33 protein-coding genes and 1 pseudogene are annotated in these 26,624 nt (G+C 66.5%); 4 read left to right on the top strand and 30 right to left on the bottom strand.

Translation table 11 applies throughout. From position 1 onward, the window contains the following. Positions 1–78: 78 nt before the first annotated feature. Both ACFXN1_RS47225 and ACFXN1_RS47220 read right to left on the bottom strand, forming a co-directional pair. On the bottom strand, positions 79–309 hold the full coding sequence (locus tag ACFXN1_RS47225; RefSeq protein ID WP_379441467.1) for a hypothetical protein: 231 nt from the start codon (positions 307–309) through the stop codon (positions 79–81). Further along, positions 309–1,481, bottom strand: a complete 1,173-nt coding sequence (locus tag ACFXN1_RS47220; RefSeq protein ID WP_379441469.1) for a helix-turn-helix domain-containing protein — start codon at positions 1,479–1,481, stop codon at positions 309–311. The genes ACFXN1_RS47225 and ACFXN1_RS47220 overlap by 1 nt, the downstream gene beginning before the upstream one ends. A gap of 159 nt (positions 1,482–1,640) precedes the next feature. On the opposite strand from ACFXN1_RS47220, the gene ACFXN1_RS47215 reads away from it, so the two are divergent. The 4 genes from ACFXN1_RS47215 to ACFXN1_RS47200 all read left to right on the top strand — a co-directional run bounded on the left by ACFXN1_RS47215 (position 1,641) and on the right by ACFXN1_RS47200 (position 3,316). After that, positions 1,641–1,817 carry a hypothetical protein gene (locus tag ACFXN1_RS47215; RefSeq protein WP_379441471.1) on the top strand — a complete coding sequence of 59 codons (177 nt, stop codon included), beginning with the start codon at positions 1,641–1,643 and terminating at the stop codon, positions 1,815–1,817. 2 nt (positions 1,818–1,819) lie between these two features. Beyond that, positions 1,820–2,338: a hypothetical protein gene (locus ACFXN1_RS47210; RefSeq protein ID WP_379441473.1), complete on the top strand. Its 519-nt coding sequence runs from the start codon at positions 1,820–1,822 to the stop codon at positions 2,336–2,338. Between the two features lie 128 nt (positions 2,339–2,466). Beyond that, positions 2,467–2,643, top strand: coding sequence for a hypothetical protein (locus ACFXN1_RS47205; RefSeq protein WP_379441474.1), 177 nt, complete (start codon positions 2,467–2,469; stop codon positions 2,641–2,643). Between the two features lie 76 nt (positions 2,644–2,719). Beyond that, positions 2,720–3,316 (top strand): hypothetical protein, encoded by a 597-nt coding sequence (locus tag ACFXN1_RS47200; protein ID WP_379441475.1) that lies wholly within the window; start codon positions 2,720–2,722, stop codon positions 3,314–3,316. Here ACFXN1_RS47200 and ACFXN1_RS47195 read toward each other — a convergent pair. The 28 genes and pseudogenes from ACFXN1_RS47195 to ACFXN1_RS47060 form a co-directional block, all read right to left on the bottom strand. Next, the gene (locus tag ACFXN1_RS47195; protein WP_379441477.1) at positions 3,313–4,095 is read right to left on the bottom strand and encodes a PE-PPE domain-containing protein; all 783 of its coding nucleotides are present in this window, start codon (positions 4,093–4,095) and stop codon (positions 3,313–3,315) included. The genes ACFXN1_RS47200 and ACFXN1_RS47195 overlap by 4 nt on opposite strands. A 16-nt stretch (positions 4,096–4,111) precedes the next feature. Continuing rightward, complete coding sequence (locus ACFXN1_RS47190) at positions 4,112–5,140, bottom strand: hypothetical protein (protein WP_379441478.1); 1,029 nt, start codon at positions 5,138–5,140, stop codon at positions 4,112–4,114. Between the two features lies 1 nt (position 5,141). After that, positions 5,142–5,489, bottom strand: coding sequence for a hypothetical protein (locus ACFXN1_RS47185; RefSeq protein WP_379441480.1), 348 nt, complete (start codon positions 5,487–5,489; stop codon positions 5,142–5,144). Positions 5,490–5,520: 31 nt separating this feature from the next. Then, positions 5,521–5,838 carry a hypothetical protein gene (locus tag ACFXN1_RS47180; protein ID WP_379441481.1) on the bottom strand — a complete coding sequence of 106 codons (318 nt, stop codon included), beginning with the start codon at positions 5,836–5,838 and terminating at the stop codon, positions 5,521–5,523. Between the two features lie 24 nt (positions 5,839–5,862). After that, positions 5,863–6,069, bottom strand: a complete 207-nt coding sequence (locus ACFXN1_RS47175; protein WP_379441483.1) for a hypothetical protein — start codon at positions 6,067–6,069, stop codon at positions 5,863–5,865. Between the two features lie 9 nt (positions 6,070–6,078). Then, positions 6,079–7,296, bottom strand: a complete 1,218-nt coding sequence (locus tag ACFXN1_RS47170) for a hypothetical protein (RefSeq protein WP_379441484.1) — start codon at positions 7,294–7,296, stop codon at positions 6,079–6,081. Next, positions 7,293–8,075 (bottom strand): hypothetical protein, encoded by a 783-nt coding sequence (locus ACFXN1_RS47165; RefSeq protein WP_379441485.1) that lies wholly within the window; start codon positions 8,073–8,075, stop codon positions 7,293–7,295. The genes ACFXN1_RS47170 and ACFXN1_RS47165 overlap by 4 nt, the downstream gene beginning before the upstream one ends. An 18-nt stretch (positions 8,076–8,093) precedes the next feature. Beyond that, positions 8,094–8,444, bottom strand: a complete 351-nt coding sequence (locus ACFXN1_RS47160) for a hypothetical protein (protein ID WP_379441487.1) — start codon at positions 8,442–8,444, stop codon at positions 8,094–8,096. Beyond that, positions 8,441–8,662, bottom strand: a complete 222-nt coding sequence (locus ACFXN1_RS47155; protein WP_379441488.1) for a hypothetical protein — start codon at positions 8,660–8,662, stop codon at positions 8,441–8,443. Before ACFXN1_RS47155 ends, ACFXN1_RS47160 begins: the two co-directional genes overlap by 4 nt. Next, positions 8,659–9,498, bottom strand: coding sequence for a GH25 family lysozyme (locus ACFXN1_RS47150; RefSeq protein WP_379441489.1), 840 nt, complete (start codon positions 9,496–9,498; stop codon positions 8,659–8,661). The genes ACFXN1_RS47155 and ACFXN1_RS47150 overlap by 4 nt, the downstream gene beginning before the upstream one ends. Beyond that, positions 9,495–9,968, bottom strand: a complete 474-nt coding sequence (locus ACFXN1_RS47145) for a hypothetical protein (protein WP_379441491.1) — start codon at positions 9,966–9,968, stop codon at positions 9,495–9,497. The genes ACFXN1_RS47150 and ACFXN1_RS47145 overlap by 4 nt, the downstream gene beginning before the upstream one ends. After that, positions 9,965–11,680, bottom strand: coding sequence for a hypothetical protein (locus tag ACFXN1_RS47140; RefSeq protein ID WP_379441492.1), 1,716 nt, complete (start codon positions 11,678–11,680; stop codon positions 9,965–9,967). Before ACFXN1_RS47140 ends, ACFXN1_RS47145 begins: the two co-directional genes overlap by 4 nt. Then, positions 11,677–12,582 (bottom strand): hypothetical protein, encoded by a 906-nt coding sequence (locus ACFXN1_RS47135; protein WP_379441494.1) that lies wholly within the window; start codon positions 12,580–12,582, stop codon positions 11,677–11,679. Before ACFXN1_RS47135 ends, ACFXN1_RS47140 begins: the two co-directional genes overlap by 4 nt. Next, positions 12,579–17,849, bottom strand: a complete 5,271-nt coding sequence (locus tag ACFXN1_RS47130; protein WP_379441495.1) for a hypothetical protein — start codon at positions 17,847–17,849, stop codon at positions 12,579–12,581. Before ACFXN1_RS47130 ends, ACFXN1_RS47135 begins: the two co-directional genes overlap by 4 nt. Further along, a complete protein-coding gene (locus ACFXN1_RS47125) occupies positions 17,846–18,166 on the bottom strand; it encodes a hypothetical protein (RefSeq protein ID WP_379441496.1) in 321 nt (106 codons plus the stop codon). The genes ACFXN1_RS47130 and ACFXN1_RS47125 overlap by 4 nt, the downstream gene beginning before the upstream one ends. A 113-nt stretch (positions 18,167–18,279) precedes the next feature. After that, positions 18,280–18,708, bottom strand: a complete 429-nt coding sequence (locus tag ACFXN1_RS47120) for a hypothetical protein (RefSeq protein WP_379441498.1) — start codon at positions 18,706–18,708, stop codon at positions 18,280–18,282. 76 nt (positions 18,709–18,784) lie between these two features. Then, positions 18,785–19,735, bottom strand: coding sequence for a hypothetical protein (locus tag ACFXN1_RS47115; RefSeq protein ID WP_379441499.1), 951 nt, complete (start codon positions 19,733–19,735; stop codon positions 18,785–18,787). Positions 19,736–19,775: 40 nt separating this feature from the next. After that, positions 19,776–20,321 carry a hypothetical protein gene (locus ACFXN1_RS47110; protein ID WP_379441500.1) on the bottom strand — a complete coding sequence of 182 codons (546 nt, stop codon included), beginning with the start codon at positions 20,319–20,321 and terminating at the stop codon, positions 19,776–19,778. Further along, on the bottom strand, positions 20,318–20,653 hold the full coding sequence (locus ACFXN1_RS47105) for a hypothetical protein (protein WP_379441502.1): 336 nt from the start codon (positions 20,651–20,653) through the stop codon (positions 20,318–20,320). Before ACFXN1_RS47105 ends, ACFXN1_RS47110 begins: the two co-directional genes overlap by 4 nt. Next, a complete protein-coding gene (locus ACFXN1_RS47100; protein WP_379441503.1) occupies positions 20,654–20,989 on the bottom strand; it encodes a hypothetical protein in 336 nt (111 codons plus the stop codon). After that, entirely contained in the window at positions 20,990–21,493 is a 504-nt protein-coding gene (locus tag ACFXN1_RS47095; protein WP_379441504.1) for a hypothetical protein, read from the bottom strand. A 7-nt stretch (positions 21,494–21,500) separates the two neighbouring features. After that, the gene (locus ACFXN1_RS47090) at positions 21,501–21,860 is read right to left on the bottom strand and encodes a hypothetical protein (protein WP_379441506.1); all 360 of its coding nucleotides are present in this window, start codon (positions 21,858–21,860) and stop codon (positions 21,501–21,503) included. A 19-nt stretch (positions 21,861–21,879) separates the two neighbouring features. Next, positions 21,880–22,797 carry a major capsid protein gene (locus tag ACFXN1_RS47085; protein WP_379441507.1) on the bottom strand — a complete coding sequence of 306 codons (918 nt, stop codon included), beginning with the start codon at positions 22,795–22,797 and terminating at the stop codon, positions 21,880–21,882. Positions 22,798–22,810: 13 nt separating this feature from the next. Then, positions 22,811–23,200, bottom strand: coding sequence for a capsid cement protein (locus ACFXN1_RS47080; protein ID WP_379441508.1), 390 nt, complete (start codon positions 23,198–23,200; stop codon positions 22,811–22,813). An 18-nt stretch (positions 23,201–23,218) separates the two neighbouring features. Then, on the bottom strand, positions 23,219–23,785 hold the full coding sequence (locus ACFXN1_RS47075) for a hypothetical protein (protein ID WP_379441510.1): 567 nt from the start codon (positions 23,783–23,785) through the stop codon (positions 23,219–23,221). Between the two features lie 63 nt (positions 23,786–23,848). After that, positions 23,849–24,916 (bottom strand): hypothetical protein, encoded by a 1,068-nt coding sequence (locus tag ACFXN1_RS47070; RefSeq protein ID WP_379441511.1) that lies wholly within the window; start codon positions 24,914–24,916, stop codon positions 23,849–23,851. Continuing rightward, on the bottom strand, positions 24,913–26,415 hold the full coding sequence (locus ACFXN1_RS47065) for a phage portal protein (protein ID WP_379441512.1): 1,503 nt from the start codon (positions 26,413–26,415) through the stop codon (positions 24,913–24,915). Before ACFXN1_RS47065 ends, ACFXN1_RS47070 begins: the two co-directional genes overlap by 4 nt. A 4-nt stretch (positions 26,416–26,419) precedes the next feature. Continuing rightward, a pseudogene (locus ACFXN1_RS47060) lies at positions 26,420–26,624 on the bottom strand (terminase); the annotation flags it as partial.

Below are 26,624 nucleotides of genomic sequence, written 5' to 3'. Positions count from 1 at the left end.
AGTTGCCCACCCGGGGAAGACAACAAACACCCCCCCTTCTTGGTCCCCCCCCCCCGCCCTCCCGCGTCCACTGATCGCTTACCAGGGCAGCGTGTCTTGCGCCTCTATCCGCTTGAGCGGCAGCAGTTCCGGATCGCCACAGGCCGCGAGCTCCTCGGCGTCGATCGGTCGGTGGTCGACGTTCGTGCTGATCCCACCGAACTTGAGGCGGCGCGCGGAGTACTGCCAGCGACCGTCATCGCGCAGCACCCACAGATCGCCGATCGCGTCCTCGTACACGCCGGGCTCGGTGGGCAGCACGTCCGTCATCAGTCCGCGACGCCCGCTGAGTTGGCGAGTGACCGGAGCGTATTGCTCGCACGGCGTTGCTGATCGGCAACGGCCCGCACGGTGGCCTTCACGGTCGGGTTGGCGCGGAAATGCTCCGGCGCTACCGCGCGGGACTCCAGCAGAGCCTCGATGGCAGAATCCGGATTACCGGCCAGCAGATGCGCCCGCGCGGTATCGAGCCAGAAGTAGGTTTGCCGCTCAGCGCCTACTGCCGCTGTCGTCTTCGGCAGCCGGGTGTTCTTCGCGATTTCGACCGCGCGCCCTGCGTCACCGAGATCGACCTCGGCACCGACGCGGTAGAACCTCACGTTGGTTGCGCCGGCCACTGTGTCATAGACGACGCCCTCGGGGAACTGCTCGGCCAGTCGCGCCGCCTCGGCGAAGTGCATTCGGGACGTATCGGCATCGGTCAGTGTCGCCGCGATGGCTCCCGCCTTCATGTGCAGGGTGCTGTAAACCGCCATGGCGATCGGATCGGACCCGATCATCGGCTCGATATCGGCCATGGATCTGGTCAGCAAGCGCATGGCCTGCTGTGTGGCGCCGATCCGCGCGAGTGTCGAGGCTTTCACGAAGTGGGCACTCGCAAGGCGTAGCGGGTCGCCGGATTGCGTTGCTGCCCACTCCATCCGCTCGGTGGCGGTCATCGAGAGATCGTTATAGCCCAGCTTGTGCGACAACGAGTTCGCCGCTCGGTAGGCATCTGTGAGCATCGCGTATGCGGGCTCGCCTTCCTGGCGGGCGGTGACGAGCAGCCGGTCGACCAGATCGGGGAGCACTTCGGCGACCTTGCGGTACTGCGTGCCGCGCCGCCACTTCGCAACCTGCGTGACGAGCGGCCGCAGGCGGTCCAGAGGTTCGGGCTCGAGGCTGTCATCCATGAGGTCCGTCGCCGCGAGCGTGCGGCGAATGATCGGCAGGATGTCGAGGTTTTGCTCTTGGTCTTCCTCGCCGTACAGCCTGGATGGATCGATTCGCAACGCCTGCGCGATCATTCCGACCATCGATGCGCTGGGTGTTGCGTGGCCGGATTCGACCTTGCTGATCATGCTGTAGCTGGCACCGGTCAGGGAAACCAGTTGGTGCTGCGATAGTCCGCGCATCTTCCGGTATGTGGCGATGCGAGCGCCTACCGAATCGCTCTCTTTCACCCTTGCAACGGTAGCACCTTCAATTTGAAGAATATTTGAAGATTCAGTGTCGTTTCGGGGCCTAACGTCGAGGGACAGCCCCGGCCCCAGGAGGGACCAGTCAAACCCCCTGGGGCCGGGTGCACTCCATCCGTTCCAAGGGAGCTGGAGGCACCCGACATGGGAATCATCCTCGTAATCGCCCTCGCCGCGCTAGTACTCATCGCCCCCGCCACGCTGGTCGTGCCGAGCGACGAGTACATCGCCCGCCTGAACCGGCTGACCGTCAGCGACATTCAGGCCCGACTCGCCGCCGAGCCACCGCGCACCTACGTCCCGATCAGCCGGGGGTGGTGACCATGGAGCTGCAGACCGAGACGGAAGCACCGGAGCCGGACGACTACCCGGACCGGCTGGCGGAAGCGCTCGAGGTAGCAAAGAGCCTCGCGCGACCGGACAAGGCCGTGATCTACATCTTCCGTCCGCTGCTGACCACAAAGGCGGACTTGGACTGGGCTGAGTTCTACGCCCGGCAGCGCGCCCACACGTTGAGCCTGCGAGTTGTATCAGTGCTCACCGTGGACAATTCGCACCAGGACCGCATGGGGATGCTGTACCGGCTCCTCCGCCAGGTCGATTCCGCGGTCGTGATCACGCCCAGCCTGGCGCATGTAGGCGGAAACCCACGGCGTGTAACGGCTTTCGCGGACCTGCAAACCGTTGATCCGGCCGAGTGCCATCCCTGGCGCACCCGAGTCCCTCGCTGTGAGCTGGACGAAGCGCTGGCACCCGAACCCCAAGACCACTCCGACGCTCGGGACTCGGAAGGGGGTGTGCGTAGCGGCAGCACTCAGGAAATTATGACGCAGCGCCGGTAGCCCAATCCCGCGTTGTTACAGGAAGGCCCCCGGGCAGGTGTCTTCAGTTGCGCCGCAAACCTACTGGAGTCCACTACTTGCACCGGGGGTCTTTCCCCATAAGAACCTGCTTGCCCAGAGGAGGGATTGTGACCGAGACACAGGGCCTGGACCGGACAAAGGCCCGCGAACTATGCGACCGGATCCAGGACGTCGCCGAAGAACTCGGCGCGATTGCCGGACCGCCAGAACACCCCGCGATCGTCGCGCTGGCACAGGCAGCGAACGAGATCACCGCCAGCGCGCGACTGCACGTCGGCGCGTGAGTGACAGCGACACGACGCACACATGACAAAACCGCCCCAGCCAGGAAAACGGCTGGGGCGGTTGCACTTCGGCGCTATGACCGATCGTGCCGCGTGCTGGCGTGTCGCGGAGGTGATCGTGTTTTGTTTGATCGACCGAAGAGTCGTAAAGGATCTGCGTACGGTCGCGGGCACTTATCCGGCGGGAGTAATCATGGGTTTCTGGGGTCGACTAACACGTCGGCGGCGCGTTGTCGCATTCACGATTATGGGGGTTGTCGGGGTACTCAGTGTGGTTGCCGGGGCCGTCGCGCTGGGCGTGTCGCTGGCGCAACGACAGACCGACGAGGCGAACGCTGCATTTGACGCTTCGTACGACGCCAGCGTATCCAGCAGCGCCGCCGCTGCGGCGAATACTGCACGCTTCAACGTGCGGAGATATTCGACGGCGGAGAATGCTTGCGAGGATTTAGTTCGTGACCAGCTGAAGTCGCCCGTGACAGCACAGTTCAAGGTCGACCATGATGACCTGACCGGCCCCGACAGTGATATTCGCGGGACGGTGTCCGGCACAGTTGACTCTCAGAATGGTTTTGGCGCGATGGTCCGTTCGGACTGGGGGTGCACAGTCATGCCCGGATCAACCGCTGACCACGTCATAAGCGATGTGTTCTACCTGGCCACGCGCAACTAGTTGCCGGGCCAAGCATCGCAGGTTGTGTTGATGTGCTCGGCGAGGCGCTGGCAGTACCCGCCGGCGATGTAGTCGCGGATGTGAGTTTGGCCGGACAGGTAGCCGAGCATCTGCGTGGCCGCGGTGCTGTAGAGCTGCCAGGTGGCGAGCGGGTGCAGCCACCATCCGAAGTTGGCCGGCTGGAATCGGTTCTGGCGTAGCTTGTCCGCGAGGTCGGCGGTCCAGCCGCCCAGGGCCGCGAAGCTGAACGCCGAGACGGTGTCGGCGAGGGCGCGCAGCGGCGAGTCCGGCGGGCATGAGGTGATGGCGTCGGCCGGATTCGCGGCCTCCCACACCTGCAGCCCATCGGGCCACGGTCCGTGCTGGCCGTTGATGCCGTAGCCCTGCGGGTTCGGGTCGATCGAGTCGCCCTCGGCGCGTCGAGGATTCGCGAGCAGCCCGACCCAGGCGACCTCGCAATCGCCGAACTCTCCTGCGGCCTTGCGTTCCAGGAACGCCGAGACCACCTCGGCGCCGAGCGAATAGCCCAGCAGGCCCACGACGTCCGGACTGTTGCGGATCGCGCTGGCCAGCAGATCGACGCCTTCGGCGATGGACTGCTGTTCGCTGCAGCCGAGGGGATCCTGTTGCGGGTTGGCCGGCCCCAGGCTGGCCGGGTACGGGATGTCCGGGCCGATCACGTATTTCGCGGGATCGAGCAGGCGGGTGACGTTGGTGAGCATGTTCGCGGGTCCGGCGATCGGTTCGCCGGTGCCGCGCAACGTCAGGACGGTGATCACGGGAAACTCCTTGTGGTCAGCTGGCTTTCACGGTCGAGGCGGTATTCGCGGCGACGGTCGGGTTGAAGCTGGACGCGTTCGACGTGGCCCACAGGGTGACGAGGTCACCGGCGTTGACGGTGTAGGTGCCGGATGCGGTGATCGTGGTGGTGCCGCTGGTGCCGGACGCGGTAGCGGTGCCGGTGACAGCGACGGTGCCGTTGACCCGGATTTGCAGGGTGACGTTCGCCGAGAACGACGAGTTCGTGAAAACGATGCTGGCTGCCAGGGTCGCGTTGGTCTTGCCGACCTGGATCTGCAGTGCGTCGCCCGAAATTACGGACCCGGGGTCGTTGGTGGTGTCGGCGGTCCAGCCGGTGATCTGGGTGTAACCGCTGTTCGACAGGCTCGACCAGGTAGAACCGGATTTGTACATCTGCTGGGCAAACCAGCCGCGCGCGACGGTGGCCGACAACGCACCCGATCCGGTCAGGCCCGCGGTCACCGAGTAGGTGCCCTGCTGGGCGGACAGGGCGCCCGATCCCGAAAAGGCGGCCGCAGCAAGCGGCGCGGATACCGCGGCCAGGGCACCGGATCCGGACAGGCCTGCGGTGAGCAGCGGTGAGGCTGTCGCTGCGAGCGCGCCGCTGCCGGTGAGCGTCGCGGGCAGCGCGGTCTGGACTGCCGCCGCGGCCGTGCCGCTGCCGGTGAGGGCGACCGATTGGACCGAGCCTGGCCACGCGGTCGCCGCCAGCGCGCCGGAGCCGGAGCCGCGGGCTGGCATGCTCGCGTCCGCGGACAGCGAGCCCGAACCCGCGAACGCGGCCATGACGAACGATCGTCCGGCCACGAGGGCGGCGAGCGCGCCGACTCCGGCATACATCGGATAGGCGCACGGGGTAGTCGAGACCGCGACAGCGAGCAGGCCGACGCCCGACAGGTTCGCCACCGACCCGGACGGGACCGGCAGGCCATCGAACGGCGCGACGCTCGACGCGCGCGCCGTGGGTCCGGCGGTGACCGCGGCGGACGGGTCGATGACTTCGACGCTGACGCTCAGCCCCATATCAGCTCTGGGTGTAGCTGGGGGTGACGAGGATCTGGCCCTGCCCGTTGAGCTGGACAGAGGTGATGGCCAACTTGTCGACAAAGCCGGTGCTGCCGCTGGACGCGTTCCAGATGCCGATCCACCCGTAGGTGCCCAATGGCACGTCGAACGTGACCTGGGTGCCGGTGATCAAACCGCCGGTGGACGGGGTCCAGGTGGTCTGCTTGCGGGCGTAGGCAGGGGTGCCGCCGGATGCCTCGGACGCGCCGGTCGTGCCAGGGTCGGCCGTGTGCAGGCTGATCCAGGTGCCCAGCGTGCCGTAGTAGGTGGCGAGGGACTGGCGGGTGGTGGGGACGGCGATGACCATGGGAGTGCTCCGAATCTGTTGGTGCGCTTGGTTATTCGTCTCGGATGACCGGGCCGCGGTGCCACAGCTGCGGATAGGACGGCGAGCCCGGGGTCTGCACGTAGAGGCGGTATCGCGAGTTGGTGGGGATGGCATTGGCGCTCGCTGGCGGCACGAGCCACGTGACGGCCGAAGGCGTGACGGTGCCGTTCCAGGTGTCGAGCAACGTCACGGCGGCGTTGTCCCACAGCTCGATCCAGGCGGTCGTGCCCGAGGGGAGCGGCGCCGACGGCGGGGTGATGGTGTGGGTGAACGCCGCCTTGATCGACAGCACCAGCGACTGGTGGACCGGTTGCGGGCCGAGAGGCATGGCGGCTCCTCAGAGTTGTCGGGGTCAGCCAGCTGCGTTCAGAGCGGCGTAGAGGGAGGGGTTTTGCAGCCGCAGCCGCAGGGCGTCGGTGTCGCCGTCATGCTCGACCAGATGGTCTGCATGCGTCGCTTCATGAGCGGCGATCATCACGCTCGAGGACTCCTCGTAGCCCGGGGCATCGATGCCCCAGATCTCGAAGGCGTTGCAGGTGAGGCACTTCCAATCAGCCACGGGTATCTCCTAGAAATTCGCCTGAATCCAGATCTGGCCGGGGCCGGACGCGCCGCCGTTGCCGTTGAAGCCAGCGGCATAGAAGGCGCCGCCTCCTCCGCCGCCGCCGCCAGGCGCGCCGCCGTTGCCGCCGTTGCCCGCGCTTCCGGTCGCGCCGCCATCACCGCCCCCGCCCCCGCTGCCGCCCAGGCCCGGTACGACCGTGGAGGTATTACTGCCCCCGGTTCCGCCGGTGCCCGCACCGGAGGCTCCGCCCGTGCCGCCCGTGCCGGAGGAGCCGTTGCTGCCGTTGCTGCCGACGCCGCCGCTGATGCCGCGCAGGCCGCCTGCGCCGCCGGAGAGATTCGTCAGAGCCCAGGTCATGTTTCCGGTGCCGGGAGCGCCGTTGTAGGCGGTGGTCGGCAGGGTCGCACTGGTCGGGATCGGTTGTCCCGCACCGCCTCCGCCTGCCGAGGCGTAGATGGTGGTACCGCTGGTGTCGGTGATCGAGGTGGTACCGCCGGCATAGCCCGGGTTGTTGTCAGCGCCGGCGCCGCCAGCGCCGCTACCGACATTGCAGGTGAAAGTCGAAGGCAGAGCCGAGGCCAGGATCGTCACCTGTTCCCAGCCGCCGACTCCGCCGCCGCCGCCGGGCATCCCCGACCCGCTGACGGAGGGGCCGCGGGCTCCGCCGCCACCTCCGGCGAACAGGTTGAAGGTGAAGCTTTTTGTGCCGGGGATCTGGGTGTAGTTCCGGGTGGTGTTGACGATCGTGATCGAAGGCGGCTGCGCGTTCGTCTGCACCGTCGTGTTGAGCGTGTTGACCGCGGTGCCGACATGGCTCGGATCCGAACTCGAGCTCGCACCGGTGATGTTGCCGGTCACGCCGCTCGCAATCGATGAGACGCCGGCGAGTGCCTGCTGGCCTTGCTGCTGCAGCTGCTGCCCCCACGCGCCCAGGAACCCGAGCGGCCGCAGGTCGATATCGATTCCGAGGATGTCGAAATTGATATCGACCCCGGCCAGGGTGCTCACCAGCTGACCGAGCAGCATGTCACCCATGCCGCCGATCGCGCCCTTGAACGCAGGCCCCAGGCCCGACCAGTTCGGTGACTGCTCCAGCTGCTGTTTCAGCGCAGCAGACACTGCGTCCTGGGTGCGGCCGGCCAGCCCGGGGAGGCTGCCGTCCTTGCCGGTGCCCGCCCATTGGCCTTGCGACAGGTTGCCCGCGCCCGCAGGGAAACTCATGCCGCGGCGGTGACTGCCGAGAGGTCGGCCTGCAGCTGCGCCAGGTTGAATCCTTCCGGCGAAGTGCCAGTGCTGGACAGGATCTCGGGCGACAGGTAGGCGATGGCCTCGTCGTTGAACCGGCGGTAGAACGCCGGCGTCATGGCCTGCACCTTGCCCCAGGTGACGACCAGCAGGTTGCCGTCGGCGTCGCGGCCGACGACCGGTACGTAGTGGCCGCCCTGAATCGTGCCGTCCCCGTTGGACAGATCCCAGGCCGCGCCACGGTTGAACTGGTCCATGGCGTACGCGGGGACCTGGATGCCGATGCCGACCGCGCCGAACAGGTATGCGGCGGTGGCCAATTCGACATCGTCACCGCGGGTGAGCGCGGCGTAGGCGGCGACGATGTGGCGGGTTCCGTTGGCGTCGAGGATGCCGGTGGTGCGCCGGTAGCGGGCCGCGAACTCCATATCGGTGCCGCTGTCGGTGGGGTTCTCGCCGGTGATCGGATCGGTCTGGGCCAGGTCGAATCCGGTGACCGCGGCGTAGTCGCCGAGCGCGTCGGTGGTGGTGACGGTGACCAGGTTGCCGCCCTCGGCGGCCCACAGCATCGTTTCGTGACCGGCGCCCGCGAAGACACAGTCGCCGAACCGGTCGTTGCCGAGCATCCCCCACGAGTCGACGAGGGCCTGGTGCCCGAACACGGCGGGGACGGCCGGGAGGGCGGCGGTGTTGAGGTAGTCGCGCAGGCGCAGCTTGACCGAGCCGGGGCGCGCGGGAGTCTTGCCGAACTTCATCAGGTTCTCCAAGGTGTTTCAGGCCGCGTCCAGCGGCGGGGGTGCGGGGACGTCGAATCCGGCGCCGCGGAGGAGGCCGGCCATCGCGGTGTCCCATTCGGTGTGCGCGGCCATCGCCATGCGGCGGGTGGCTTCGCGTGCGTCGGTGGCGCGTTTGTGGGCGAGGAACTCGGTGCGCATCGTGTCGAGTTCGCCGGTGAGTTTCGTAATGCGCTTCTCGAGCGGCTCGACGAGAACTGCGGCGGCTGAGGACAGGATCGAGGCGGTGTCGGCCTTGGTCTTGCGGTGACCGAACAGGCCGGTGACGACGCTCCCGATTCCTGCGCCGCCGAGTCCTGTGGCGAGCTCGGATAGGCCGGGGAGGTTCACTGGCCTCCCGTCGTCGGCTTCTCGACCGGGGTGACGACCGGCCGAATCGCAGCGCCCGCGACGACGGGCGTGAACAGGGTGTAAATGTCGAGGACCGTCGTGATCCAGCTCGTGTCGATGCTGTGGCCGACGACGTAGGCGATGACGCCGGTGATCGCGACGAGCACGGACCGGACGAGCGCGGGCTCGGGCCAGCGGGTGATCTTGGGCAGGTTCACGACGCCTTACCCGCCTCGAGGTCCTTCTCGATGACCTCGACCTCGGCCTTGAGCGTGCCGATGCCGTCGACCATGCTCAGGTTCTGGCCCTGCGCGTTCTGGCCGAGCTGCGGCCAGCCCTGCCCGTTCGGGCCGCGCAGCTGTTCCCAGATATCGGTGACCTTCTGGTACAGGTCTTCCTGCTGCTGATCGTTGAGTGCCATGAGAAATCCTCCTTGAGGTTGTCCGGTGAGGAGAGCGGCCAGCTCGGTGCTGGTGCCGCGAAAGGCATTGGCGTCCACCCACGCCCCGGCGACGAGCGCCCGGTCGGTGAACTGCAAGATGCTGGGCTGCACACCGCCGTATGCGGCCCAGCGGGGCGAGTCGTCGCCCGGGTAGATGGCGCTGGCGTACCCGTAGACGGGGACGTAGTTGGAGGCGATCAGGCCCGGCACCTGGGTGAGGTCGGGGCAGCCGATCTGCTGCCAGTACCAGCGCGGCAGGTAGGAGAGCACGACAATGACACCCGCGGTGTTGAAGGCGCGCACCAACGCCCAATAGTCGGCGATGTCACCGGAATTGGCCTCGAAGTCGAGCATCACCCGCGGGCCGCCGCCCGCAGCGACGAACGTCGCGGCCTGGGCTGCGGGGTCGCATGCGGCGATCGCGTAGTGGTAGCCCACCGTCAGCAGACCCGCGGCCTGCGCGGCCGCGCGGTAGGCCGGCCACGTGTGGTCGACGAAGTAGTCACCCTCGCTGACCTTGCAGAACACGAACGAGAATCCCTCGGCCGCAACCTGATTCATGTCCAGGCCTGGACCGTTGTTGTTGCTGACGTCAATCCCGAAGATCGTCATTCGCTGTCCTCCTTCGCGAGCTGTTCGCGGATCTCCTGCAGCTGCCCCACCGCGTCGGTGAGGTGCTGAATCTGCGCATCCATGGCTTGGCGGCGCTCGTCTGCGGTCATAGCCTCGAAGCGCGCCGCCGTCTCCGGATCTGCCGCGCGCATGCGCTCCCGGAAGTCGATGACCTGCTCTGCCGGGCTGAGCTGCTCGGTCACGTGCTTCTCGTACTCCTCGCGGTTCACCCAGTTCGGTTGCGCCATCCACCCGCCACCCGCGGCGCCGATCGGGAACTCCTCCATGAGCTCGGGGTGCACGCGGACACCGCGGCGCAGCAGCCGCTCGGCCCACGGGCGCCGCGCCTTCGGCTGCACCGGGACGTTCTGTGCGCCCACGCCTTTGAGGTTGTTGCCGGGGAAGGAATCGAGAATCGCGAACAACATGTCGAGCTGAGAGGCGTTGTCGCCGAACGGATTTGTACTCATGACAGCAGGTGAACTCCCAAGTTCTTCATGGTTTCGAGGCCCTTGTCGAGCAGCCGCGCGGAGCGCTCTGCCTGGGATTGGGCGGCCTTGTTGTTGCCGACGGTGACTTTCCAGTCCGGTGCTTGGCCTGCCGACCAGTCCCAGCTGCGCTCCATGATTTCGACTTGATCGACGAAAATCGTTGAGCCCAAATACATGACGGTCGATCCGATACGGTCGCCGATGCTGAAATGCAGACCCGGCAGGTATTGGCCGCCCGCGCCCATAGTGAACTGGTGCGAGGTCTCACTCTTGCTCGACAGGAACCCGCTGCGCAGCGCGGCCACCGAGGACAGCGACCATGCGTTGTTTTCCGCGCCCGATTGGTAGACCTCTTCGAGGTGCACCCATCCGAGATCTATTGCGCGGCTCGCGTTCTTCCATTGGATCCACGCGAATATGCAGCCTTGCAAGAAGGGTGCGATCACGGTCTCGGCGATGCTGCCCAGCTCGGAGAATCCAGCCAGTAGGAAATAGCCGATCGCGGAGCCGATTGCCTCGATGGTGAGCTCCATGAGCTGGTCCATCATCGGGTTGTCACCACCGACGATCACCGATACCGCTGTCGCTGGCGACCAGGTCAGGTGCGAGGTCTGCATGGACGTGTAGATGCTGTCCCGCACCACCACCCACGGATGGCCCGGCATCGTGCCGAGGTAGCCGGGCTCGTAGTAGGCGTCCGGCGCGAGAACCTCGGGATCGGTGGACAGCACCTGCGTGTCCTCGACGAACCCGCTGAGGAACTGCTGCACCGTGCGCGCGAATCCACCAGCGATGCCGCCGCCGGTCGCCGTGCCGTCCGGCCCCCAGTAGCCCGATTGGTCGACGACTTCCAATACCAATGCGCCATTACGGCATACCGGTACGCCATCGACCGGGCAGGTTTCGCCATCGACGGTGAGGATGCGGCGATACCGCAGGACCAGCTGCGCGTCCTCGAGCGCGTCGGCGATGACCTGGTCGATTCGGGTCATTCGCGTCGCGAGGATCGTCCATAGCGACGAATCGTCCAAGTCGAACGGATTGCATTTGATCAGGACTTGCCACGAACTCCAGTCGAATAGTCCACTCCAGGAACCGACATCGAATGGGTCGTCAGGGATTGTCCAGATATTGCCGTTGATGCGAATTAGCTGCATCAGGATCATGACGGAAATTGCCCATTTACTGGGACCGAAAATTGGTAGCACACGCGGAAATTGGAAAACATCGATGGGCAGCAACGGATTTGGCGGCCCGAGATAGAACATCAAGAACTGCAAATCGTCGACGAACGTAATGTCAACGAAATGGTTGTTGTTCTCGTCGCGCGTATATTGCCAGTGGTGCAGGATTCCCGACCAGCGCAGCGCACCGCCCATCTCGTCGATGGTGATCACGCAGTTCTTTTTCGCGTTCGGATCGTTCGGAATCGAGATGACCCACTGCGCGAGATAGTGCTCGACGCGAAGCCGAAACGTCGCCTGCTGCGGTACATTCTTGCGCCAGCCGTAGCGAGCGCTGACGCTGTCGGCGATGATGCCGCGGAAGATCAGACCGTTGGACGATTCCGAGTCCGGAGGATTCATCCACATCCGGGTGAACGGGGCGGCGGAGCGCGCGGCCTGGTGCGTCGCCCGGATCGCGTCGCATTGAGCTTGCAGCCGCGGGATATCGGCCAGCGTGGTACTCACCGCATCACCCCCCACGGCCGCGAAAACCACTGCGGGATCGTCATGGTGACCGCCGCGCCCGGGTTGCCGCCCGCCAGCGACACCGGCACCGCGGTGGCCGGCGTGTGCGGCGCGATCGGGTACAGCAGTCCGTTGCCTTCCCACCGGGCCTGCACCAGAGCACCGTTCGCCGCGATCAGGGTTTCGACGTTCGGGTCGGTGTCGACACTCGTGTCCTCCCCGGCGTTCAGCGCGGGGAGAAATTGCGTGCGCGCGGCGTCGGCCACGGCGCGGGAGATCAGCGGCGGCCCGTACATGAAATACAGGTCCTGTCCCCATGAGAAATCCGGCAACGTCCAGGTGCCCGGCGCGTTGACGAAATACTTCGGCCACACCGGAACGTCGCCCAGGTTCTTGGCATTGAGGGTGCCCGACCCGGCGCCGGTCGTCGACGTCCAGCTCAACGGGATCGGCGCCCCGTACCAGAACGGATTCGAGCAGGCTGCGCTGATATTCAGCGTGGTTTCGCCGAATTCCCACGCCTTTTCGGCCGGGTTGTTGGCATACGCGGTGGGTTCCTGCAGCAGCCGCATATCCAGGCGGCGGATCCCGTACTCGGATTCGACACCGATGGTGAACTGCTCGTCGTACATGCCGAGCGCCATACGAAAACGGCTGTCCACGTCACTCCAGACGTACCGGTCCGGGTCGTGGATGCCGATCGAGAACGTGGGGTCACGACGCTCGAATTGCCGTCCCTGGTAGTGCATTTGGGTCGCGCCTTGCACCCAGAACGTTTTGGCCGGCGCGTCGATGAGCTTGCTCGGGCCGGGCATCATCATGGCGCCCTCGGTGCCCGCGCCCGGACCGGCCAGGTTCCATATCGATCCGTCCGCGCCTTCGATCCACAGGCGTCGAGTCATTGCGTCACCAGGAAATTCATGGCCTGCTGGGCCGCGAAATTGTCGAGCTGGCGCGTGAAGTGATGCGCGTTCAAGGCGTAGATGTCTCCGGTGTTGATGCTGTGGTCATAGCTGGCGCCCGAGCCGCCAGATCCGTAGCTCGGGGTGAAGTTGCCGGGCAGATCGACCGGCCGGAAAGTGCTGCCGGCGTTGGCGGCTTCGAGCCAAGGGGCGTTGTTGGCGGCGGCCTCGGCGGTGACCATGAACTCGCCGTTGCTGCCCCACAGGGCGATCGAGTCGGTGCGCGGGCCGCCGTCGCCGGAGATCCAGCCGCCGTCGCGATATCCCGCCTTGGTCGGCCAGATGTTCGACGGGCCGCCATATCGGGAGTCGACGTAATCGAAGGCGGCGGCGATGTTCGCGGTCGGCGTCGTCTGGTCCCCGGGGTACCGCGGGTCCTTGTAGGCGTCGAACGTCGTTCTGATCACCTGCAGCAACCCGATCGGCCGACCAGCGGCAATGCCTTCGGGAGTGTCGTTCTCCGCGTTCGGATTACCGGAGGACTCGATACCGATCTGGCTGACGGTGCGGTCGGTGTCGGCCGTGTTCCGGTTGGTGGCCGTCAGGATCTGCTGCACCGTCCCGCGCCACTGCTCCGCACCCTGCGTCGCGTCGTACGCGTGCACCGCGGGCGCGTTGGGGTTCTGGCCGCCGACCGCAGTGGTCGCCTGCGTAGTCGTGCCGCCAGTGTCGGTGCCCGGCTGCTGGGTGGTCGTGGTGACGACGGTCGGCAAGTTCTGCGGGGTGTAGTTGTAGCCGAATCCGCCGATACCGTGCGTCTTCAGACCGTCATAGGTCTCGTTGAGCGCCTTGTTCCACGGGTTGGAGTCGGACAGGATGCTGTCCTGCAAACCCAGACCGCTCAGCAAGCCGGACGCGAGGATGCCCGCGGCCTTCGTGGCGATGCCCTGCACCGACAGCAGGGACTGGTTGCCCTTGGTCTCGGCGGACTGCAATGCGTTCTGCGCCTTGAAATAGGCGAGGTCAGAGGCCCGCTTGTCCTGCGCCGTCGAGTTCGGGTTCGCGTAAACCGCGTTGCGCTGCGAGTTCGCCGTATCGACCGCGGCCTTGTCGGTCTCGATGGTGATCTGGTCGTCGGTCATCTGCGTAGTCGGCAGCGGTGCCTGCGGATTGACGACGGTCTGCGTGGTCGCGTTCGTGGTGGTGGCCAGCGTGCCGGGCGACGGCGAGCCGATACCGCCGTCGGGCGTGTTCACGGTCGCCGAGGCCATGTTCAGGTAGGCGTGCTGATTGAACAGGGACGCGCCCGAACCGAGAGCCCCCGCACCGACCAGGACTTTCCCTGCGCTGCCCGAGGATTCGACGTTCGTGCCGTCGGGCAGAGTGCCGGCGGTGTGCCCTCCTGCGGCCATGGACGAGTCGTTGATCCAGCCGACCTGGAACGTGCCGCTCGGGCCGAAACCGAGCTGCCATCCGAGCGCGCCGAGCCACGTGCCTTCGTTCGCGGTGGACATGCGACCCGAATCGGTCGGCATGCCAACGGCTTTGAGCGCGAGCTTCGAGATGAGGCCACTGCAGTCCAGCTCGCCGCCGTAGGCCTGTCCCGCCAGCGATGCCGCGTACTGCTCGAGCTCGGCCACGTGGCTGCTGTTGCCCGCGCCCGTGTTCGTGCCTACTCCGGTCCCGGTGGCCGCTCCGGTGCCGTCGCCGACCAGGCCGCCCTCAGCGAACGCGGGCAGCGCGGCGATGAGGGCCGGGTCGATACGCCCGGCGTTGAGGGCCTCGAAAATCCCGACGCCGTACTTGCGGACCATCGCGGCGCGCGTCACGAACTCGTAGTTGGACGCCCGGATGTACATCGAATCCGAGGTGTCGGTGCCCGGGCCGCTGAGCAGGCCACCGCCCGCGTGCGCGCCGCCGCTGAGCTGGCTCTCCAACCAAGGCACGTACCCCGATGGGGTGCTGCCCGGCGTGGCGGCCGGAGGCGCGTAGGGGTTGGTCTGGCCCGGCGCGGTCGGCACCTGCACACCCGGGATCGACTGGGCCTGCAACTGCAGCCAGAACGGCACCTTGCCTTCGGTCTTATAGATGTTGTCGAGCCGAGCCTGATACTTCTCCAGCGCGGTGTCGGCCTGCGACGTATCCAGGACCGCAGTGGCGGTGTGCTTTCCGTCCAGCTTCCGGTAATGATCGAGCAGCTGATCGGCCTGCGTCTCGCTCAGGCCCATCGATTCGATCGACCTCAGCGCTGATTGCTTGATCGCGTCCGAGGTCTGCTGGGCGGCCTGCGTCGCCTGCTGCGACGTGTCGCCCTGCTGGATCGCGTCACGGTAAGCGGCGTTGGTGACCTGCTCCCACGCTGGGATCAGCTGCTGATTGATCAGCTGAAACAGCAGCTGGCCACTCTTGCTGGTCTTGTCGATCGCACCACTTGCGTCGATGACCGCGCCGGAGGCGTTCTGCGCATCGTCATTCATGGCGGTGAGCGCCTGGTTCACGCGCAGCTGGGCGTTCTCGAGGGTCAGCCCGCCCTGGCGCTGCCGCTCCATCGCGTTCGTTGCCGCGTCGATGGAGTTGGCGGTGTCCTTGTTCGTGTCGCCGAGGGCCTTGATCGCATCGGAGACCGGCTGCGAGGCGCTGACGTCGAGAGCCCATTCATCGCGCAGCAGCGACAGCTTGTCGGCAGCGTCACGGCCGCCCTTGCCCATGGTGCCGAGCTTGTCTGTGACCGCGTCGAAGGCGCCTTTGTCGCCGGTAATCTTCTGCGCGAGTTGGTCATTGGCGAGCCCGAGCTTGTCGAACGCATCCCGCATCGCCGCGCTCTGGTTATCGATGTCGTTGCGCACGGAAAAGTTGTCAGCGATGCCCTGGCCGACCCCGAAGGACTTGCCGAACGCTGCCGCGAAACCAGCGGCAGCCTTATCGGTGAGGCCGGGGATGTCATTGGCGTTGGCGGCCAGGGCGTCTCGCAGGCCCTTGACACTCTGCGTCTCGGCGTCCAAGACGCCCGTGTCGAGGGTGCCGCCGGAGGATTGCAAGGCCTTCTGCAGGTTGCGGTCCGCGTCGATCGCGGCCAGCGACTGCTCCTTGAAACGGGTAAGGGCCTCGGTGCTCTTGTCCGCGGAGTCCATGAACGTCAGCACCGCCGCGCCCGCGGCGACGAGGCCGATGGTCCACGGGTTGCCGAGCAGGCCGAGCAGCTGGCCGCCCGCGAGCTTCAGCTTGCCGATGCCGCTGGCATCCTTGGCCGCGTCACCCGCACGCGATGCCAGAGCGTCAATCGCGAGGCTTGCGCCGTCGACGACCGGTTTCACGGTCTTGAATCCGGCGTAGGCGATGACAGCGGCCTCGACGAGGTACGGGTGTTCCGACAGCAGGTCCGCGGCCGCGTGCAGGAACGGCATCGTGATCGCCGACCACGTCTGCACGCCCTGCACGACGCCGTTGATCAGGCCCGGGAGGTCCTTGAGGATCGGCTCGAAATTCTCGCCGTCCTGCCGCATCCGGGTGAAGAACGTCGACATTTCGGCCTGGGCGTGCGAGCCCTTCAGGAACGTCGACAGGTGCCCGGTAGCAGCGTCGATGGATGCGCCGGCGTCGCCTGCCGCATGCACGACCGACCCGAACGCGGATCCGATGTGCCCGACCGTCTCCGCGAGCTCCTTGGCCGAGGTGACCGCGGTGTCGAACCGCTGGCCGAGCGAGCCGTTGGCGGCGTCGCGCTGGACCAGGGCATCGAATTTCGTTGCGGCGGAATCGATCGCCGCACCGAACCGCGGGAATTCCTCGGATCCGACCGTGACGATCTTGGTGATGGCGGCCGTGACCGGGGCGGCCGCGTCGCCCAGGCCCTGGAATCCCTTGGTGGTGTTGCCAAGGAAGGTGGCGAAGTCGGCGCGGTTGGTGGCGCTGGAGAGCTCCTGGATTGTGCCCTTCAGCCCGGAGTTGATCGCCGAGTTGATGCCGACAAGCCCGTTCTTCAAGTTCGGCAGCTGGACGTCAGCGAGGTGGGTGATATCCCCACCGAGGCCGTTGCCGGTGAGCGCGTCCTGCGCCGCGAACCGCGCGTCTTTCCACGCCGGTCCGAGCGCGTGGATCTCCTCGACCACCTCACGGGCATCCGGGGACAGCTTCGACAGCGCGGACGCGATCTTGTTCTGCCCGTTGACCTCCCCGATTTGGTCCTGGGCCTTCTGCACGGCGATATAGGCCTGCTGCAGCTGGTGCGCGGCGTCGGCCTCAGCATGCACGCCGTCGACGACCTTCTGCTTGGCCGCCACGACATTTCGTGCGCCCTCCACGCCGAGCTGGTTGGCGCGGGCGGTGTCCTGCTGCAGGTCGTTCTGCTTGTTCTGCGCCTCCTGCAGCCTGATCACGGTGCGCTGGTAGTCGTCGACCGCGCGGGTCCGCTGATCGGCATCGGCGGTCGGGTCGAACTGGACGCGCTGCATGTTCTTCGCGGCCTCACGCACCGCGACCGACGCGTCGGTGACGTTGAGCTTCTGCTCTTCCAACGTCAGGTTGACGTCACGCAAACTCCGCGACGCGTCGCGGTAGGCGTCGTTCAGATCGCGCTGGTCGAGCAGCTCCTCACGCTGCGCGGTCTGCCCGCTACGCAGGGACTCACCGACCTGGTACTGCGCTTCAGCGACCGCATTGAGAGCGTCACGCTGTTTGATCGCGGTATCGACCGGATCGGCGTTCGCGGCGGTGTATGCCTGGAACGCGCCCGAAATGCCGTGCGTGCCAACCTTGATCGCCGCCACACCAGCGAGCGCGCCCAGGCCCGCGGCGGGCAGCAGGTCGAGCGCATGCATGGCTTGGCCGGCCGCGTCGGCGATGGCCAGCAGCTCCGAGACCGCCGACGCCGCGCCCGCGACGCCGGTGATCTTCATGTTGATCTCGGCGGCCTCCTTGAGGTCGCCCTTGAGGGAGCTGAGCTCCTTCTTCAGCTTCGATGACGCGGTCTTGGCCGACGCGGTGTCGGTGCCGACCGGGATCCGCAGCGGCCGAGCCTCCTGCTCGGCGCGCCAGGTGGCGAGCTCGGCGTCGGCCTCGTCGGTCTTCGCCTCGACACCGACTTCGAGGTTGCGGGACTGCTCCTCGCGCCAGCGCTTGATCTTCTCGTCGGCCTCGGCGGTGCGCGGCTCGATCGTGACATTGAGCGTCGCGTCGACCGCATCGAGGTCGGCCCGCAACTCCTCGACGAACTTGTCGAAGTTGGGGTGAATGGCGATCTTGGCATCGCCGCCGTCGTAGGTGGTCACTCATTCACCTCCCAAGGCAGCAAGATCGATCGGACGTAACGGGACTTGTCGGCCAGCATCTCGGAACGCCTTGCCGCCCAAGGCAATTCGGGACGCGACGCGGTCGGTGCGTGCTTGGGGTCAGAGCGGCCGGAGACGTAGAGGATCCGCCACAGCACGTCTTTCAGGTCGGCCAGGTCGGCGCGCAGAGAATCGAATTCCTCGAACCGCGGTGGCTCAGGCTTCGGATCGGGTGCGAGCGCCATTTCCTCGATGAGCTGCGGGTCGCGCAGCCGCGCCGCCCGGTAGTGGCTGCCTGCTTTGAAGCGGTTCTCCACGTAGTCGACCAGCTCGAGCCAATCGCGTTCGCCGCGCAGCCATTCGGCGAGATCCAGGTGCGCATACCGGCGCAGATCCCAGCGGATCGCGGCCCCGTAGACCCCGATCAGGTCTACGAGGCCGGAGTACCCCCCGGCACATCGGATGCCCCGACGCCGTTGAAGTGGTCGACAATCCGCATCGTCAGGCCGACTAGCAGCTCCTCGCTGTCGGACAGCCGGTCGAACGCTTCGAGCACACGCCGGAAGTCGCTGCCGAGCAGGATGCGCAGCATCCCGAAGATGTCGGTGCGGCGCGAGGCGATGTCGAAGTCCTCGCGGGCGAGCAGCGAGCTCGGCCAGTTCACTTCGATCGGCGGATCGAATCCTCGCTCGGGCCCGAGGACGAAGGGTTCGGAATCGGCAGCGCTCTTCAGATACAGGTTCGACGCGCGCGCCCGCTCGCGCAGATCCTCGAACGCGACGATCTTCTCGCGGTGCGGGGACGCGGGCCGCTCGGCGGCGACCGTCTTGCGTGCGGTGGTCTTGCGTGGTTGTGCCACGAATGAATCTCCTTGTGCCACTTGACAATTGACATGCACAGCGCGGGCCCGACGCGCGGGCCCGCACTGGACAGGATCAGGAAACGGTGACGTTGCAGGTGGCGGTCAGCGGGGTGCTCGCGCCGGTCGGGGTGTAGGACGCGGTGATGATCGAGCTGCCCGTCGCCACCGCGGTGACCAGACCGGTGGCGCTGACGGTCGCGTCGGCCGGAGTGCCCGAGACGAAGGTGCTCCAGGCGGTGACATCGAGGCCGTTGGAGTCGGTCACCGTCAGCTGCTGGGTCTGCACCGGCGAATGGGTCAGGGTCGCGGTGGACGGGGCCACGGTGATCGAGGTGGCCAGGATGAATCCGCCGGCCTTCGCCAGCGGGATGTTGCCGACACCCGCGACACCGAAGTCGAACAGCGGACCAACCGCGCCGTCGGAGCTGACGAACGCATTGTCCTCGTAGACGGTGAGCGTGGACGGGAACGCGATTTCCGAACCGTCCTGCATCGAGACCTTGCCGACCTTGTTGCACGCGACCTTCGGGAAGATCCAGAACGGGTAGAACTCGCTGCCGACGATGCCGTCGAAGGCCATCACGATGAGCGACCAGTAGTTCGCGTTCGGCGACGCCATCTTGTGGCCGCGCCATTCACCCGACGTCGCGTTCGCCCAGGTCTGCGACAGGTCGGTGTCGTAGAAGATCGACATGTTCACCTTGCGCCATTCCTGCGCGGTGAAGTCGATCGAGAGCCCCTCGGAGGTGCGCAAGCTGCGCCGCGGCGCCATCGAGCCCAAACCCTCGATGTCGTTGCTCTTGCGGTCCGGGGTCATGTCGACGCCGGCCTTCTTCTGCAGCTCGCCGAGAGTCGACCAGCCCTGCGGAAGCGCCTGCAGCGCGCCCGTGGTCGGGTTGCAGATCGACGAGGGGATGTAGGGGGCGCCGATGGACCAGGGGTGCGCCGCCACCAGGGAGTTCAGGGGCGCGAAAACGAGCGGGTCGTTCTTGGCCTTCATGGCCTGGAACAGGTTTACGGACATGACGGGGTCACTCTCCAATCCGAGAGGGAGGGAACAGGTTTCAGAAGGTCGCGGCCAGCTCAGCGACGGTCGGGCCGTAGTCGGGCACGCTGCGAGGCAGGCGGCAGTCGACTTTCAAGGTGGCGATCACAAGCCGGTTGTCAGGGTTGACGTCGGGGCGCAGCTCCGGGGCGAGCGTGCGCTCGACGCTGGTCACCTGCACGTGGGATCCGTCGGGCATCTTCACGCCGCCGACCCGCGGCAACGTGAGCAGCATCTGGACACAGAACTCGAGCAGCGCCCACGAGTCGTCGCGGGTGTTGCCGATTGCGCCGATGAGCACCGATTGCGGATCCAGCACGGTCGACAAGCCCGGCGCGACACCGCCGGATCCGTAGACCGCGACCAGCGGCAGATCCGCGGAGTAGTTCGCGGGCAGCCACGAACAGGTCGTCGGCCGCCGCGGGGAGTTGTCCGGATTGAGGATCTGCGCGCCGGTCGAGTCGTACACCGACACCGTGGCCAGCAGCGGCGTCAGCCACGCCTGCACGACATCCTCGCGAACAGGCCAGCCACCGACATACCAGCCCGGGAACGTCAGGCTCACGGGGCGGCCAACCCGCGCAGCACCTCGTCGAGCGTGCGAGCCGCCCGGTTGTGGTGCAGCCCAGTCGATCCCGCATGCATGCCAGCGCCGAAAATGTGCGACGCGGCAGCCCGGTCGGTGACGATCATGTCGGCGACAAAGCGGTCACCCTTGACGCCACCGATGTGCACATCGACGGTGGCCGAGGCCGCCATCTCGCCGGTGCGCTTGACCTCGATCTGCTGATACAGATCCTTGGCGTGCATGCCTGCGGCGAGCATCATGCCCTCGCAGATCGGGCCTTTGAGCCACTCGGTGATGAACGGATTCGGAACGGGCACATTGTGTTCCACTCAGATCACCCCCTGAGTCCGCACGACGAAATAGCCGAACTGGTGACCGCTGAGCGGGCTCGCACCGCTGGTCGGGGTCTCGACCACGAGGACATCCCAGCGGGTACCGTCCGCGCGCAGCAGCCGGTCACGGGCGGTGACGTCCGACCCGACCGGCACCGCGAATCCGGCCTGGATGACCGCGGTTTGACGGCGGTCCCAGTTCTCCTGCGACGAGTCCACCCAGAACACGACCCCGCTGATCGAGACCGTCGCGGGCGCCCCGATCGGGTTGCCGTTGTTGTCGCGGGTGACGCGTTCGCGGGTGACGGTCTCCCCAGCGGCCGGCCGAATCACCTACGGCCCTTCCACCAGGTTGGGGAACAGCTCGGCGATGTTCGCGGCCGGATAGGCCAGCGGGCCCGGCTGATCGATGCCCGAGTACACCCACGGTCCGGTGCCTGTCGGGGTGCCCATGGTCATCGACATGGCCTTCATCCGTGCGCCGCCCTGGATGAGGGTCATCTCTTGAGCCGTGATGTACAGGTTCCCGTCCGGGTTGCTGTACACCCTGGTCTCGGTCATTCCGCCCATGCCGTCGGTCGCCGAGCTCACGCCGTCGTTGTCGGCGTTGCGCAGCGCGCGTTTGACCATGGAGCAGACCACGAGCATGGCGCCGGTCGCGTCGGACTGCCCGGCATCCATGAGCCCGGTCTCGGTCGGAAACCACTGCCGCAGCCAGAAACTCGCGTCGCCGAGCAGCGTGGTGGCCGTGTTCTGCGTGGCCGTGTCGCCCGGCATGTTCAGCCAGCGGGCCGCCAGCTGCTGGATGGTGGCGTAGGGCGAGAGCGGTGAGACCATGGCCGCGTCAGCTTCCGGCTGCGTCCTCGGCCGCCTTGGCGGCGGCCTCCTCGGCGGCGAGGATCTGCGCGCGGGCCTCGATGGTGAGCGGCTGATTGCCGTTGCCGAAGCCCTGCGCGATGCGTGCCTCCACCGCGGTGGGCTGACGCGCGTCGATGATGTTGGGCGTCTTGTCCACCACTGCCACGAACGACGGCGGCACGTTGAGCTCGTCGAACCGCGCGACGTGATCGGGGTGCACGAGCACCGTTTCACCCATGGAGCCGTGTACCGCGCGCCGCTCCGGGGTGATGTAGGTGGCGCTGGCCAGCCTGATGACGCGCTCCACACCAGGCGGGGGAGTGGGCGAATTGGCTTGTGCAGCCATGGTTCTCCTCGATTCTGGGTCAGCCGGCCAAGCCGGTGAACTTCAAAACGGCGTACGGCTCGGTCACGGCGAACGCCGGGGTGCACCAGGACTGGAACCAGGTGGTCTGCTCGCCCGCCTCATACCAGGTTTCGGTGCTCAGCGGGTCCTCCATGCGCATCTGCCCGAGACGACCGGGCGAGACCGCGTACGCGGTGCCCGGCGGAACGCGGTTGGTGGACAGCATGGTGACGTTGTTGGAATCCAACTGGCCCTGCGCGACACCGACACCCGCGTACACCTCGGAAAAGTGCGCCTTTTCCTGCGGGTTCACGATCCACAGGTCGTACTGGTAGCCGAGTTCGGTCTGCTCACCGATCATGTTGGCGCGCGCGAAATCCGATGCGGGCCACTGCTGATTGGTGGTCTGCGACGCACCGCCGGTCACGGTCGCCGCCCAGTTGTTGCCGATCACACTGGTCGCGCCGCCGGTCTGCGCGACCGCGAACGCCAGCGCGGTCATCGCGCGCGCGTTGATCTTGCGCACGATCGCGTTCATGATCTTCACGCCCGCGGACTGGACCACCCACGGGTCGTTGCGCTTCTTTTCTTCCCTGGTGACGCCGTACTTTCCACCAAACTTCTCGGGAACGGCAACCAACGGGCTGGGCCGGGTCGCGGTGAGGTTGGGGAACTCGCCACCGGGCGCGACGGTCGCGACATCGCGCGACGGATACAAATCGTTGTAGGTGATCTGCGAGTAAATGATGCTGCCGCCGGAGACATCGCCGCCCGGGGTGAAGATCTTGTCGGCGATGAAGTTCTGCAGCGACAGGTCCGCAAGGTATGCGGTGATGCGGGTCGGTTCGTTCAGCATCACATCGAGGGTGATGAGGCTGCCGGAGACGCTGGCCGGACCAAGCGGGTAGTAACTAGGAAGCGGCTGGGGGGAAGTCATTTACCTGGCCCTTTCAGTACAGTTCGGCGATGACGTCCTGGCCGGACGCGGTAGTCGTCGACCAGGCCTTGCCGATGGCGGTGTTGCCGGTCGTCCACGGCAGCACTGCGCCGGTGGTGTCGACCATGAGGTCAGCGCCCGCGGTGATGGCGGCCGAGCAGGTGATCGGGATCAGGCGCGAGGTGCCGCGGCGCACGATGTTCACCACGACACCGGTGACGACGTCGTAGGCGGCCACGCCCGCGATGCGGCCGCCCGCGGCGGGGAGCGCGGCCTGGAAGACGTTGTACGTCGAATCCTGTGGCGCGCTGACAGATACGCACTTCTTGCCGGTCAGACCGACGGTTGCCAACATGGGGACGTTGTCGCCGTCGTCGTACAACACGATGCATTCGTTGGACATCTCCCCTCCTTCCGGGGGTTACTCCCGCTTGTCGCGGGCACGGTTTCGGTTCGGGATCCACTCCGGCGGGTACGCGGTCGGCGGCGTGTTGTCCTGCACGGCGGGCGTGGCACCCGGGCGCAGGGCAGCGTTCGGCCGGTTCGTCGGCGGTGGGGTGATCTGCGGAGTTGCAGCGGCGGCGTTCTTGGCCGCGACACGCTCGGCGGCTGCCCTGCGTGCTTCGGGAGTCGGTGCGCCAGAGATGAGAATCTGGTCCTCGGGGTCGAGCTTGAATTCGACGACCAGGTCCTTGATCTCGACTTCCAACCTCGACTGTGCGAGGTCGCGTTCGAGCTGCTCGGCGCGATCGGTGGCGCGCTGGATCTCCGTCTTCTCCGCTTCGCGTCGCTGCTCGGCCTCCTGGGCCAGCGGCTCGACTTCGCGCAGCCGGGTGCGAAGGTTCTGCGCTTCGCGGTTGGCCTTCCGCAGCTTCTCCTGCGCCCACGGCGGCAGCTCGCCCTCGTTCTCCTGCTCGGCCTCCAGGGCTGCGGGATCGGTGGACGGGTCTGGGGTGGTGGGGTCGAGGTTCTGCTCGTCGTCAGGCATTGCTGTGGCCTCCTGGGCCTTGAGTGGGTGTGTGAAACTGCCGCGCCTCCAGGGCGCGGACGACTATGCGTGCACGTGATGGGCGTGCGTGGGCTGCACTAGATGCGGATACAGCTGCCGGGCACGCGCGGCGTGCAGCGCCCGGATGTGTTCGCGGTGCTTGCGGTGCTCGGCGGCGACCGCGCGGGCGAACGCCTTGCGCGCGCCCTTGCCGGACTTCCGGGCTGTGGCCCGATCCCAGACACCGTTCCATTTCTGGTACTGCTGCTGGCCGTCCCACGGCTTGCCCGAATAGACGAGCACCGCACGGCATTCGCAGTTGTCATGGGCGCGGAAGTCCGCGGTCTGCTCGGACCGATACACCGGGCCGCGGGAGGTCAACATGGCGCAGAACCAGCACGGTGTCATCGAATTCGTGACACGCGCCCAGCCGATCTCTCGTCCCGCGTTCTCGGCAGTCGCGATCACCGCGTCACGGCCGGCCTGGTGGGCGTGGCGCGCGACCGCGGCACCGGTGTTCTGGCCGATGCGCACAATGACTTTCGGCGAGCTCGGGTCGTTGGGCAGGTCGACGAACGGGAGCCCGGTGCGGCGGTCGAGGATCGAAACCTTCGGTTCCGCAACCGATAGCGCGGTCGTACCGTGCGCGCGGACATCGTTCAGCGCGGCCGCGACCTGCTCGACCGCGCGCTCCGCAGTGGCCGGCAGTTGCTGCGCGGCGACACTGCCCCGCGCGGCCGCGGCCGCCCCGGCAGCTTCGACCGCGGCGACCTCTTTCAGGACTGGGGCTGTCGTGCGTTCCAGGACAGCGACCAGGGCGGCCGGACTGTAGAACTCGATCGGCGCGATCTCGGGCAGCAGCTCGCCAGCGGCCCGCGCGGACCCGACCATGTAGCTCGTCGCCAGAACATAGGACTGGCCGCGCGCGATCTGCACAGATGTGAACAGGCGCTGTGCAAACCGCTCGCGGTCGGCCGCAGTCAGCGGAATCCCGTACTTGCGCATCATGCGGACCAGCAGCGCGGTCATGTTCGCCGTGACCTTCGCCTGCGCGGCCAGGTAGGCGGCCGCGTCGATCCCGACCACACCGATCGTGCGATTCTCGCCCTGACGCTGATCGGGAGCGGTCATGCGCCGGACTGCCCGGACGGGTCGGCAGCCTCCTCGGCCTGGATCCCACGCCCGACAGCGGGCGCACCCTGCGCGGACTGCAGGTACAGGGCCTCGAGCGGGTCGGCGTTCTCGCGGATCTCCTTGGCACGCTCCACCATCTTGTGGTCCCAGCCCGGGATGGATTCCCACAGCAGTTCGTCGGGCACACCGAGCATTTGACCCAGCTTGCCGAGCCCGTCGACCGTCGCGGCGAAGCTGCGCGCGCTGGAATCGGCCCAGCGCACCGAGGCACCGAAGTCGGCGGCCCCCACTTCATCGCCGTCGAGATGGCAGCACAACCGCAGCGCCTGGTCCCAGCTGTCGCCCAGCGACGCGGTGATCTCATCGACCTTGCGGTTCTTGCCCTCTTCGAGCGCGGTCAGCGTGTCAGCGTTGATGTTCGCGAAACCGCCCACGCCGAGGTTCTGCTGCGGCACTTGGGAAATCGACGACAGATCCTGGATCGCGTCCTGCTTGCCCGCAACGTAGAACTTCGGGTCGGTCTCCTCAAATTGACCCACGCGAACGTTCGGATCCTTGAACAGCCACACATCCGCCGCGGTCGCCTTCAGCGCCTCGTTCTGCGTCTCGGGCCACCAGCCCATGATGTAGCGCTGCCGGAACGCCGAAAAATACTGGGAGACCATAGTTCCGAAATTGGTCTCATTGATACGCCCCTGGACCGAGAGCAGCGGCTCGACGATGCCGTACTGCTCCTCACCCTCCAGCAGCATGCTGTCCCGGAACCGGACGACCGGGCACACACCTGCACCGTGCGGCCGGGACTCGATGAACTCCACGTCGGAGATGTTCTGCCAGTTCGGATATCCGAACGACGAGGTCGGCATGTTCTCCATGCCCAGGATGTACTCCGCGACCTCGTCATACAGGTAGATCAGACGCCGGTCGGTCTGCAACGCGAACATCGGCCACTCGTCATTGACCGGATCCTCATAGACCGCGGTCATGTGCAGCGGCGACGCGCCCTTCATCACCGGGCCGTTGTCGCCCGGCAGGCACTTGACGTATGCGGCACCGTATTTCAGCGTCGAGCGGACCACGCCGACCTGGCGCGCGTTCATCTGGTTCCGCTGCCAGTACTCCCACGCACCAGCACGCTGTTTGGTGTCCGACGAGATGTAATCGACCACCCGCATGACCTGCGAGAACGTCTCGACGACCAACGGCAGGAAATTCGCCTGACTCTTCTCGGCCAGCATCTTCATGGCGTCCGGAGCTTCGTCGGGGATCTGCATACCCAGCTCGCGCCACGACCTGTTGGGCTTCATCGCCTCAGTGAGGATCTGCAGCCGCTGCGCTTCGAAGGCCTTCGCCCCGGTGAGCAGATTCCGCGCCACATCCTGGGCGTCTTCCGGCTTCATCGCAGTTGGCGCGATGATCCCGGTCGGGCGAGTCAGGCCGCCGAAGTTCAGCAGCATGTCCTTGGCCTTGTACACCGCTTGCAACGGAGTGAGCATCAACTCACCTCCTTCGGTTTCGGTTGAGGAACATCGCCTGATTGGACTGCTCTTGCGGAACGTTCGATTTCACTGCGCGCCACAGGATCCGGACACCGATCATCGAGACGCAGCCATCGATCTTGTCCGGCGAGTTCGGGGTCTCCTTGCGCACCGAGACGCCGTAGCGGCCCTGGTGCCGGTAGGCGTTGCGCACGTGCTTACTGAGC

Source organism: Nocardia sp. NPDC059154, from assembly GCF_042755705.1.
Classification (GTDB): Bacteria; Actinomycetota; Actinomycetes; order Mycobacteriales; family Mycobacteriaceae; genus Nocardia.
This window is presented reverse-complemented; position numbering and strand designations above follow the sequence as displayed.

Bases quoted from the DNA above. Each gene is read 5' to 3' on its own strand.
- ACFXN1_RS47210 (WP_379441473.1), top strand. From the start codon at position 1,820: ATGGAGCTGCAGACCGAGACGGAAGCACCGGAGCCGGACGACTACCCG.
- ACFXN1_RS47080 (WP_379441508.1), bottom strand. From the start codon at position 23,200: ATGTCCAACGAATGCATCGTGTTGTACGACGACGGCGACAACGTCCCC.
- ACFXN1_RS47150 (WP_379441489.1), bottom strand. From the start codon at position 9,498: ATGACGATCTTCGGGATTGACGTCAGCAACAACAACGGTCCAGGCCTG.
- ACFXN1_RS47070 (WP_379441511.1), bottom strand. From the start codon at position 24,916: ATGACCGCTCCCGATCAGCGTCAGGGCGAGAATCGCACGATCGGTGTG.
- ACFXN1_RS47095 (WP_379441504.1), bottom strand. From the start codon at position 21,493: ATGGTCTCACCGCTCTCGCCCTACGCCACCATCCAGCAGCTGGCGGCC.
- ACFXN1_RS47165 (WP_379441485.1), bottom strand. From the start codon at position 8,075: ATGAAGTTCGGCAAGACTCCCGCGCGCCCCGGCTCGGTCAAGCTGCGC.
- ACFXN1_RS47215 (WP_379441471.1), top strand. From the start codon at position 1,641: ATGGGAATCATCCTCGTAATCGCCCTCGCCGCGCTAGTACTCATCGCC.
- ACFXN1_RS47085 (WP_379441507.1), bottom strand. From the start codon at position 22,797: ATGACTTCCCCCCAGCCGCTTCCTAGTTACTACCCGCTTGGTCCGGCC.
- ACFXN1_RS47145 (WP_379441491.1), bottom strand. From the start codon at position 9,968: ATGAGTACAAATCCGTTCGGCGACAACGCCTCTCAGCTCGACATGTTG.
- ACFXN1_RS47065 (WP_379441512.1), bottom strand. From the start codon at position 26,415: ATGCTCACTCCGTTGCAAGCGGTGTACAAGGCCAAGGACATGCTGCTG.
- ACFXN1_RS47115 (WP_379441499.1), bottom strand. From the start codon at position 19,735: ATGTCCGTAAACCTGTTCCAGGCCATGAAGGCCAAGAACGACCCGCTC.
- ACFXN1_RS47170 (WP_379441484.1), bottom strand. From the start codon at position 7,296: ATGAGTTTCCCTGCGGGCGCGGGCAACCTGTCGCAAGGCCAATGGGCG.
- ACFXN1_RS47185 (WP_379441480.1), bottom strand. From the start codon at position 5,489: ATGGTCATCGCCGTCCCCACCACCCGCCAGTCCCTCGCCACCTACTAC.
- ACFXN1_RS47090 (WP_379441506.1), bottom strand. From the start codon at position 21,860: ATGGCTGCACAAGCCAATTCGCCCACTCCCCCGCCTGGTGTGGAGCGC.
- ACFXN1_RS47180 (WP_379441481.1), bottom strand. From the start codon at position 5,838: ATGCCTCTCGGCCCGCAACCGGTCCACCAGTCGCTGGTGCTGTCGATC.
- ACFXN1_RS47225 (WP_379441467.1), bottom strand. From the start codon at position 309: ATGACGGACGTGCTGCCCACCGAGCCCGGCGTGTACGAGGACGCGATC.
- ACFXN1_RS47075 (WP_379441510.1), bottom strand. From the start codon at position 23,785: ATGCCTGACGACGAGCAGAACCTCGACCCCACCACCCCAGACCCGTCC.
- ACFXN1_RS47135 (WP_379441494.1), bottom strand. From the start codon at position 12,582: ATGACTCGACGCCTGTGGATCGAAGGCGCGGACGGATCGATATGGAAC.
- ACFXN1_RS47190 (WP_379441478.1), bottom strand. From the start codon at position 5,140: ATGGGGCTGAGCGTCAGCGTCGAAGTCATCGACCCGTCCGCCGCGGTC.
- ACFXN1_RS47200 (WP_379441475.1), top strand. From the start codon at position 2,720: ATGACCGATCGTGCCGCGTGCTGGCGTGTCGCGGAGGTGATCGTGTTT.